Source organism: Mesorhizobium sp. M4A.F.Ca.ET.020.02.1.1 (assembly GCF_004022645.1).
In the GTDB taxonomy this organism is placed as follows: Bacteria; Pseudomonadota; Alphaproteobacteria; order Rhizobiales; family Rhizobiaceae; genus Mesorhizobium.
The window spans coordinates 1-9,606 of sequence record NZ_RZOI01000166.1; the positions used below are offsets into that span (position 1 = coordinate 1).

Below are 9,606 nucleotides of genomic sequence, written 5' to 3' on the forward strand. Positions count from 1 at the left end.
GTGCGGCAGCGCTCGCCGCGCAGGCAGCGATAGCCGGGCTCGCCCGACATGCCGCAGCGGCACGGGTTCATCGCCGCGATGAGCTGAATGCGCGCCGGATAGGTGACGCGGTGGTTGGCGCGCGCGATCACGCAGTCGCCGGTCTCCAGCGGCTGGCGCAGCGCATCCAGCGTCTGCGGCGTGAATTCCGGCAATTCGTCGAGGAACAAGACGCCGTGATGCGCGAGCGAGACCTCGCCGGGCCGCGCCCGCAAGCCGCCGCCCACCATCGCCGCCATCGAGGCCGAATGATGCGGGGCGCGGAACGGCCGCCGGTCGGTGAGCTTGCCCTCGCCGAGCTCCCCCGCCACCGAGGCTATCATCGAGACTTCCAAAAGTTCCTTCGGCGCCAGCGGCGGCAGGATCGACGGCAGCCGCTGCGCCAGCATCGATTTTCCAGAACCTGGAGGTCCGACCATCAGCAGATTGTGACCGCCGGCCGCCACTTCCAGCGCCCGCTTGGCACTCTCCTGGCCCTTGATGTCGGCAAGGTCGGGCAGGTCGCGCGCCGCAAGTTGGATGCCGGCCTCGGGCCGCGACAGCACCTGCGTGCCGCGAAAATGGTTGGCGATCGCGATCAGGCTGCGCGGTGCGAGTATGTCGAAGTCCTTGCCGGCCCAGGCCGCTTCCGGCCCGCAGCCGAACGGGCAGATCAGCCCCTTGTTCTCGGCATTGGCGCCGATCGCCGCCGGCAGCGCGCCGGCGACCGCCGCGATCGTGCCGTCGAGCGACAATTCGCCGAGCACGACATAGCCGGCCAGCATATCGCCCGGGATGGCGCCGAGCGCCGCCATCAGGCCGAGCGCGATCGGCAGGTCGTAGTGGCTGCCTTCCTTGGGCAGGTCGGCCGGCGCGAGGTTCACTGTCACCTTCTTCGATGGCATCGACAGGCCCGACGCATGCAGCGCCGCCTGCACCCGCTCGCGGCTTTCCGCCACCGCCTTGTCCGGCAGGCCGACGATCTGCATGCCGACCTTGCCCGGCGCGATCATCACCTGGACATCGACCGGCACGGCCTCGATGCCCTGGAAAGCGACCGTGCGAACCCGCGCCACCATCTTGCTCTGCCCCCACTATCCGCCCGCCGGTCCTGCGATCAGGCGGCGAGCGGGTCAACCAAGACAACCACAGATTTTCGGATTGATCAAGAACATTACGAGAACAAATGCCGACGCCGACTGGAGCAACGGATTCCCGCTCGACACACATAATTAACCACATCGGAAAAAGGCGAGGCGCAGTTTGGTTTGTCACCGATCCGACGCGCGTACGATGCTATCGTTGGGATCGGGGGGCATCCACAGCACGTCCAGGCGCGAAGGCGAGGAAGACAGGATGCCGACCTTAAGCAATGGCAGCGAGCTCACCGTATGGGAAGAAACCGACAATCCCAATCCGAGCCCTGACGCGGTCCTTTTCAGCATTACCGAAACCGACGGCGATGTGATCGGGCCAATAGGAGCAAAGCCGGATTTCCCGTTCGGTGGGATCGACCTGGCTTCGGTCGATGTCTTCGACGGCTTCTTCACCATCACCAGCTTCACCAACGAGGGACGAACCGAGACCTGGACGACGGTGGAGACGCAAGTCTTCGACAATGAAGGCAATCTTATCCGCACCTTGTCCGACCAGGCCGCTTTCATGTCGGCCCAGATTGTCTCGGTCAACGCCGACAGCCCCGACACCATCACGGTGACATGGATCGGCGCGAACGAATATTTCGGCGGCGAAAACACCCAGTACGGGCAGCATCAGATCATCCTGGAAGGCGGCGTGCTGCAGCCCGACAGCTTCGTCAATCATGCGCCCAGCGCCGCCGATCTGAATGTGTCGGTTTCGCAGGGGCAATTTCTCGACGACATCAAATTCAGCGCCGCGGATGCCGACTACGATCTCCTGAGCTTTATCGTCGTGGACGGGCCGGACCACGGCGCCCTCGAGCAGAGCACGAGTTTCGACGGCAACTACTACCCCTTTCACCAGGGTCACTACGGCTCGAGCCTGCACTATCATGCCGACTTTCTGAGCGGCAATCTGTTTGACTACACCCCTGAGGCCGGCTTCGTCGGCACCGACAGCTTCACGGTTTACGCGACGGACGGCCAGGGCAACAGCAATGTGGCGACGATTACGATCACGGTGACGCCGCCGGCCGAATCCATCGCGCTGAGCGACATTACGAATGTCGTGAGCTACGGAAGCCACGATCGTGCCGTGCTCGTCGCCGCGCTGGGCGGTGGCGACCGCATCAACGGCACCCCGTTCAACGATACGCTCGACGGCGGCGCCGGCCACGACCAGCTGTTCGGCGGCGCCGGCGCCGACACGATCATCGGCGGCGCGGGCACGGATTGGCTGAAGGGCGACGCCGGCAACGACGCGATAAGCGGCGGTGCGGGCACCGACGGCATCCGCGGCGATACGGGCGACGACGTTCTCGACGGCGGCGCCGGCTCAGACGACCTGCGCGGCGGTACTGGCGACGACATCCTCAATGGCGGCGCCGGCCGCGACTGGCTGGCCGGCGACGCGGGCCGGGATGTCTTCGTGTTCGACGCACTCGGACCGGCGAACTACGACCGTATCGTCGACTTCAAAGCGCTTGACGATGTGTTCCGGCTGGACAGCTCCGCATTCGTCGGGCTGTCGGCCGGCCCGCTTTTTGCTGCCGTCTTCACGGTCGGCAGCGAGGCCATCGATGACAGCGACCATATCATCTATGACGCGACCGGTGCTTTGCTGTTCGATCAGGACGGGGCGGGCGGGGCGGCGGCCGTCCAGTTCGCCACCGTGGACCCGGGCACCTGGCTCACTGCGGACGACTTCTTCGTGGTCTAGACGCGGAATCGGCGAGCCGCAGTTGCACGGAATCAGGCGCGGTTCCAAGGTTGCCGTTACCGCCTTTTGCCCTCGACGCAGTCCCAGAACAGGCTGGCGATGTCGGCGCCGCCGAAGCGCTGGACCTCGCGCACGCCGGTCGGCGAGGTCACGTTGATCTCGGTCATATAATCGCCGATGACATCGATGCCGACGAGGATGAAGCCGCGTTCTCTCAGGGAAGGCCCGATGCGGGCGCAGATCTCGCGTTCGCGCTCCGTCAGCTCGGTCTTTTCGGCGCGGCCGCCGACATGCATGTTGGAGCGCGAATCGTGCTCGGCCGGCACGCGGTTGATTGCGCCCACCGGCTCGCCGTCGATGAGGATGATGCGTTTGTCACCCTTGCGCACGTCCTTCAGGTAGCGCTGCACGATATACGGCTCGCGGAACATCTGGCCGAACATTTCGAGCAGCGAGGCAAGGTTGCGATCGGCCTCGTGCAGATGGAAGATGCCGGCGCCGCCATTGCCGTAGAGCGGTTTGACGATGATGTCGCCGAACTCCTTGCGGAAGGCGGCCACCTCCTGCGGATCCTTGGTGATCAGCGTTTCCGGCATCAGTTCGGGAAATTCGGTGACGAAGATCTTTTCCGGGCTGTTGCGCACCCAGGCCGGGTCGTTGACCACCAATGTCCCAGGATGGATGCGCTCCAGGATGTGCGTGGTGGTGATGTAGTTCATGTCGAAGGGCGGGTCCTGCCGCAAAAGCACGACGTCCATCTCCGACAGATCGGTGCGCACCTTCTCGCCCAGCGAGTAGTGATTGCCCTTCTCGTCGCGCACCTGCATCTCCTCGATGCGCGCGAACACCTTGCCGTCCCGCATCGACAGCCGGTCGGGCGTGTAATGGAAAAGCTTGTGGCCGCGCCGTTGCGCCTCGAGCGAAAGCGCGAAGGACGTGTCGCCGGCGATCGACACGGTGGAGACATGGTCCATCTGGACGGCGATCTTCAGCGGCATATGGGCTCTCCGGCGGCTCTGTCGCCGATATAAGGAAATCGGCGAGGTCTGCCAATCGCGACATTTTGAAGATTGCATCAGCAAGGCGCAAACCCAGCCGGATTGCAGACAAGGCGAGAACCCGCGTCATCGTTTTCTTAAGCCTTGCCATGCAAGGGTGGTTCGAATGAGCCCGGCCCTGCAGACGCCGGACCGGTCCTTGATGGAACAAGAACCATGAACGCCGTCACAACAATCCGCGCCGCCCAGACCAAGCAGCTCGAGCTCACCATCCTGATGCCATGCCTCAATGAGGCCGAGACGCTGGCCGTTTGCATCGGCAAGGCAAAGGCCTTCCTCAACAAGGCCGGTATAGCCGGCGAGGTGCTGATCGCCGACAATGGCAGCACCGACGGCTCCCAGGACATCGCGACAGCTATCGGCGCCCGCGTCGTGTCGGTGCCGCAAAAGGGCTACGGCGCTGCCCTTCTTGGCGGCATCACCGCCGCCAGGGGCCGCTTCATCATCATGGGCGACGCAGACGACAGCTATGATTTCAGCGCGCTGGACGCGTTCGTGGCACGCCTGCGCGACGGCGCCGACCTGGTCATGGGCAATCGTTTCCGGGGCGGCATCGAAGCCGGCGCCATGCCGCCGCTGCATCGCTACCTCGGCAATCCGGTGCTGAGCTTCATCGGCCGCCTGTTCTTCCGCATCACGACCGGCGATTTCCACTGCGGCCTGCGCGGCTTCAATGCCGAGGCCATCAGAAAGCTCGATCTGCAGACCACCGGCATGGAGTTTGCCAGCGAGATGGTGGTGCGCGGCGCGCTTGCCGGGCTGCGTATCGAGGAGGTGCCGACCACGCTCAAGCCGGACGGCCGCAGCCGCCCGCCGCATCTCAGGACCTGGCGCGACGGCTGGCGGCATCTCAAATTCCTGCTGGTCTACAATCCGCGCTGGATGTTCTTCATCCCCGGCATGGTGCTAGGTGGCCTGGGCACGCTGTTTGCGGCTCTGCTGGTGTTCGGGCCGCTCAGGGTGATCAACAATCTGTCGCTCGACCTGAACACCTTCGTCGCCGCCTGCTTCATGATCGTCACTGGCGTGCAGCTCATCACCTTCGGCGTCATTTCGCGCTACTATGCCGAGGTCACCGGCATCCTGCCGCGCAGCCGGGGCTCCGACTGGCTGACCAGGACAATCTCCACCGACCGCCTCGCCGCCAATGCCGGCATCTGCTTTGCCGGCGGCTTCTCGTTTTGCGCCTATGCCGTGCTGCGCTGGGCGAATCTCGGCTTCGGCCCGCTGGACGATTCCGAAATCCCGCGCATCGTCGTACTCGGCCTCAGCCTGATTGTGATTTCGTTCCAGGCCTTCTTCTCGGCATTCCTGCTCGGCGTCCTGGAAATTCCGGTCAAGCGGTTGAGAGCCGGCCAGTCCAGTGATCTGCCGGCGGGCGAAAACCGGTGATCGACGCGTTGCCGGACCTTATCCAGAAGACGCGCCTGTTCCGCTTCCTGGTGGTCGGTGTCGGCGCCGCCCTGCTCCTGTTCGTGCTTTCGTGGCTGCTGGTTTCGCTTGGCCTCTCGCCGTTCGCAGGCAGTGCCGTTGCCTACGCGATCGCCTTCATCGTCGCCTATTCCGCGCAACGCGGCTGGACCTTCGGCGCAGAGCATGATCATGCCACCGCGCTGCCGCGCTATCTTGCGCTGCAGGCCGCATGCGCTGCCTTTTCCGGCCTTGTCTCGCATGTCGCGGTAACGCGTTTTGGCCTGTCGCCCGTCGCCATGTCGGCGTTGACCACGGTCGCGGCAAGCGCGCTGAGCTATATCGTGTCGTCGGCTTGGGTGTTTCCGGCACGCGGCTAGCGCATCTGCATCGAGCTTTACGCTTTGTGAAGCGAGCGGCGCTAGCCTGCGGCACCGAGCAACCACCCGAAAGTCGATCCATGTCCGCCGTCCATGCCGCGATTCCTTCCGGGAAAGCCGCCCGAGCCGCCTGGCGAATGGACCTTCTGGCGGCGCTGCTCACTATGCTGGTGGTGCTCCTGGTCAACGCCTATTCCGGATTTCCGGAACTGACCAACAACGGCGGTGACAATGACAGCATGCTGCGAATGGTCGAGGTTCGCGATCTTCTCTCCGGCCAGGGCTGGTTCGACCTGCACCAGTACCGGATGGGGCCGGAAGGCGGCTTTGTCATGCATTGGTCGCGGCTGGTCGACGCACCGCTCGCCGCCATCATCCTTGCAGCCTCGGCACTGACGGGCAGCGCCGCCGTCGCGGAGAATGTCGCACTGGTTGCGTGGCCGACGCTGCTCTTCGGGGCCGCCGTATTCTACCTCACCCGGGCCGCGCGCAGCTTTGCCGGCGAGCGGGCGGTGCTGCCCGCGGTGGTCGTCGGCGCTGCGGCGCTGCATTTCATAGGCATCTTTTCCCCGGGTGCCATCGATCATCACAATGTCCAGCTCACGCTGACCATGGCTAGCCTCAGCCTGTTGCTTGAGGCGCCGACAAGTCGGTCCGCGGCATTGTTTTCCGGCCTTTGCGCCGCCCTGACGTTGGCGGTCGGCATGGAAACCGCCCCCTATGTCGCGACCATCGGCGCCGCTGTTGCACTGCTCTTTATCGTCGACAGGAGCGGCGAAGGCCGGATCGCGAGGGATTTCGGCGCCGGCTTTGCCGGTGTTTCGGCTCTCGTCTTTGTCACCACGATCCCCGCATCCGCCTGGGGCCAGGCGCAATGCGACGCCTTCTCGATCGTGCAATTCGCCATCGCCGCGCTTGCCGGGGCCGGTCTTGCGGTGGTCGCGTCGATAGACGCCGCCGGCCGCACGCGCCTTCGGCGTATCGTATCGGTCGGCCTGCTCGCCGCGGCACTCGCCGCGGTCGTCCTGTTGTTGTTTCCGCAGTGCCTGGCGGCTCCTTATGCCAATCTCGATCCACGCCTCAAGGAATTGTGGCTCGATCACGTGGACGAAGCTCAGTCGCTGTTCGTGCTTCTCGTCTACAACCCCGCCCGGGTGGCTGCTCGCTATGCCACTCCGCTGATGGGGATGGTGCTCCTGGCTCTTCGCCTGCGCCAGGGCGGCTGGCGCCGGCAGGACACCCTCGTCGGCGTGCTGCTTGTCGTGGCCTTCATCGTCAGCGCCTGGCAGGTGCGTGGCTCGACTTTCTCGGTTGCCTTTGCCGTCATCCCGCTTTCGGCATGGATCGCCAGATGGCGCGAGCGGGTCGAGGCCAGCCCTTCGCCACGCACCTCGCTTCGCATGGCGGCGGCCTGGCTGCTGTCGGTGAACGCGCTCTGGGCCGGCACCGCCACGGCGGTGTCATCGGCCTTCGAGATCGGCAAGGCCAATGACGAAGTCGCCTACACGAATTGCGAGAACAAGGCCTCGTTTGCATCGCTCGCCCGGCTGCCCGGCACCACTGTTCTGGCGATCTCCAATCTCGGCTCGCCTATCCTCGCCTATTCCGCGCACCGTGTGTTCGCCGGTCCCTACCATCGCAACATCGCCGGAAATCTGCTGGCGCTCGATGCTTTCCTGGGGTCCCCGGCGGATGCGCGAAGGATCGTCGAAAGCCACCATGTCGGCTTGGTGGCCGTCTGCCGCGGCAGCACTGAAAGCCAGCTTCTCGCCGAAACGGCACCCAAGGGCTTTCTTGCCGGCCTGGTGGACGGCAGCGTGCCGGAATGGCTGGAGCCGGTGGCGGGAACCCGCGGAGCTCCGATCGAAATCTACCGCGTCCGCCAGGGCGACTAAGCAGGCCACCCGGCGTCCAGAAAATCGATTTCTCGATACGTTTCCTAAAGGGTTTCCTGCCAGTCTCACCGCAAATTCCGACGTGCAACAAGGAACACCGATGCAAACGACGTTTGCCACCGGGCTGGCAGGCAGGGAAAACACGGATCTGGCCTTCACCGATCCGCTGACCGGGCTTGGCAATCACCGCCGCTTCTTCGACAAGGTCGACCGCCTGATCAGCGATCGTTCCGAGGACCCGGCGCCCTTCACCGTCGGCATCCTCGACCTCGACGGCTTCAAGCCGATCAACGACCTGTTCGGCCACAAGGCCGGCGACGACATCCTGATCCAGGTGGCAATGCGGCTGCGCGCCTCGATGGACAGCTATTCCACCGTTTGCCGCATCGGCGCCGACGAGTTCGCCTTCCTCTATCCGATGGTGTTCAGCGAAGAGGCGGCGTCCGAAAAGGCGCGCATGCTGATCGAGATCCTGTCGGCGCCTTATGACGTCGGCGAGCGCACCGCCAGGCTGTCGGCCTCCGTCGGCTGTTCGCTTTTCTACTCCGGCGACGAGACTACCGACATTCTGCTCAACAAGGCCGAAACCGCTCTCTACCACGCCAAGCGTTCCGGTCGCGGCCGGGTCGTCGTCTACACGCGCGAGATGGAAGAGGCGGCCAAGCGCGTCACCCGCATCGAGCAGGCGCTGCGCCGCGCCGTCTCGGCCGGCGAGGTGGAGCCGCATTTCCAGCCCATCGTTGACTTGAACACCCGCCGCACCATCGGCTTCGAGACACTTGCGCGCTGGACCGACCGCGACCTCGGTTCCGTGCCGCCAAATGTGTTCATCCCGATCGCCGAGGAACGCGGCATCATTGGTCCGCTGTCGCAGCTGGTGCTGCGCAAGGCCACCGAGGCGGCGCGCAGCTGGCCGAAGGACCTGTTCCTGTCCTTCAACCTGTCGCCGTCGCAGCTCGTCGACCAGAACACCGGCCTGCACATACTGGCGATCCTCGACCGCACCGGCTTCGATCCGCACCGGCTGGAGATCGAAATCACCGAGACCGGCCTGATGAACGATCCGGCCTCGGCCGAGAAGATCGTGGCGGATCTGCGCCGCGTCGGCATCCGCGTCTCGCTCGACGATTTCGGCACCGGCCAGTCCTCGCTCGGGCGGCTGCGCGAATTCCATTTCGACAAGCTCAAGATCGACCGCGCCTTCGTCTCCTCGATCCTCGACGACCGCCCGTCCGAGCACATCATCCGCGCCATCCTCGCCATGTGCGAGGGGCTCGGCATGGATGTCGTGGCCGAAGGCATAGAGGAGGAGGCGCAGGCCGACCGCCTGGTCCAGTTCGGCTGCGCCGGCGGGCAGGGCTATCTGTTCGGCAAGCCGATCGATGCCGACGCCACGCTCGGCTATCTGCGCGATTCCTATCGCGGCGCCCTCCACGCCAAGGCAATCTGACCGCCGTTCCTGTACGGATTCGGCCAGCCCCTTCATCCGTGCCGGCGTGATTTGCCTTTTTGTCAGACATAAGCTTGAAAATCTGACGTTTATCCCTTGCCCGCGCGCCTTGTCTGGATAGGATGCGCGCCGACCTGGCCAGGGAGAAAAAAGATGATGCCATCGGCACGTTTTGCCGATCTCGAAGGCGCTTCGGTGCTGATCACCGGCGGCGGTTCCGGCATTGGCGCGGCGCTGACCGAGGGCTTTGTCCGGCAAGGCGCGAAGGTCGCCTTCATCGACATCGCCGACCGTCCGAGCATCGCGCTTGCCGACCGCATCGAGAAGGAGCAAGGCCGGCGGCCACTCTACCTCAAGACCGATCTGCGCGACATCGAGGCGCTGCGCGCCTCGGCCGCCAGGGCGGCTGAAGCGCATGGCGACGTCACCGTCCTGGTCAACAACGCCGCGCTTGACGACCGCCACGCGGTCGAGGACGTCACCGTCGAGTTTTGGGACAACAACCTTGCCGTCAACCTGCGCCCGCATTTCTTCAC

Annotated in this window: 9 protein-coding genes; 6 read left to right on the forward strand and 3 right to left on the reverse strand. The window is 64.7% G+C overall.

The genetic code is table 11. The annotated features are described in order from the left end of the window. Both EN742_RS13280 and EN742_RS39340 read right to left on the reverse strand, forming a co-directional pair. Positions 1 to 1,097, reverse strand: a 1,097-nt coding sequence (locus EN742_RS13280) for a YifB family Mg chelatase-like AAA ATPase (protein WP_148670094.1), incomplete at its 3' end; no start/stop codon positions are given. A 192-nt stretch (positions 1,098 to 1,289) separates the two neighbouring features. Next, positions 1,290 to 1,574, reverse strand: coding sequence for a hypothetical protein (locus tag EN742_RS39340; protein ID WP_245482213.1), 285 nt, complete (start codon positions 1,572 to 1,574; stop codon positions 1,290 to 1,292). 40 nt (positions 1,575 to 1,614) lie between these two features. Between EN742_RS39340 and EN742_RS13285 the strand changes: the two genes are divergently transcribed. Further along, complete coding sequence (locus EN742_RS13285; protein WP_245492313.1) at positions 1,615 to 2,877, forward strand: Ig-like domain-containing protein; 1,263 nt, start codon at positions 1,615 to 1,617, stop codon at positions 2,875 to 2,877. A 56-nt stretch (positions 2,878 to 2,933) separates the two neighbouring features. Here the strand turns inward: EN742_RS13285 and gshB are convergent, their stop codons facing one another. Further along, positions 2,934 to 3,875: a glutathione synthase gene (gene gshB / locus EN742_RS13290; RefSeq protein WP_126057230.1), complete on the reverse strand. Its 942-nt coding sequence runs from the start codon at positions 3,873 to 3,875 to the stop codon at positions 2,934 to 2,936. 216 nt (positions 3,876 to 4,091) lie between these two features. Between gshB and EN742_RS13295 the strand changes: the two genes are divergently transcribed. The 5 genes from EN742_RS13295 to EN742_RS13315 form a co-directional block, all read left to right on the forward strand. Continuing rightward, positions 4,092 to 5,327, forward strand: coding sequence for a glycosyltransferase (locus EN742_RS13295; RefSeq protein ID WP_126057229.1), 1,236 nt, complete (start codon positions 4,092 to 4,094; stop codon positions 5,325 to 5,327). After that, positions 5,324 to 5,725, forward strand: a complete 402-nt coding sequence (locus EN742_RS13300; RefSeq protein WP_245455294.1) for a GtrA family protein — start codon at positions 5,324 to 5,326, stop codon at positions 5,723 to 5,725. Before EN742_RS13295 ends, EN742_RS13300 begins: the two co-directional genes overlap by 4 nt. Before the next feature lie 137 nt (positions 5,726 to 5,862). Beyond that, positions 5,863 to 7,620 (forward strand): GtrA family protein, encoded by a 1,758-nt coding sequence (locus EN742_RS13305; RefSeq protein ID WP_245492314.1) that lies wholly within the window; start codon positions 5,863 to 5,865, stop codon positions 7,618 to 7,620. 100 nt (positions 7,621 to 7,720) lie between these two features. Beyond that, a complete protein-coding gene (locus tag EN742_RS13310; RefSeq protein ID WP_126057228.1) occupies positions 7,721 to 9,070 on the forward strand; it encodes an EAL domain-containing protein in 1,350 nt (449 codons plus the stop codon). A 153-nt stretch (positions 9,071 to 9,223) separates the two neighbouring features. Further along, positions 9,224 to 9,606, forward strand: a 383-nt coding sequence (locus EN742_RS13315; RefSeq protein ID WP_148670095.1) for an SDR family oxidoreductase, incomplete at its 3' end; no start/stop codon positions are given.

Bases quoted from the DNA above. Each gene is read 5' to 3' on its own strand.
- gshB (WP_126057230.1), bottom strand. From the start codon at position 3,875: ATGCCGCTGAAGATCGCCGTCCAGATGGACCATGTCTCCACCGTGTCG.
- EN742_RS13295 (WP_126057229.1), top strand. From the start codon at position 4,092: ATGAACGCCGTCACAACAATCCGCGCCGCCCAGACCAAGCAGCTCGAG.
- EN742_RS13305 (WP_245492314.1), top strand. From the start codon at position 5,863: ATGGACCTTCTGGCGGCGCTGCTCACTATGCTGGTGGTGCTCCTGGTC.
- EN742_RS13310 (WP_126057228.1), top strand. From the start codon at position 7,721: ATGCAAACGACGTTTGCCACCGGGCTGGCAGGCAGGGAAAACACGGAT.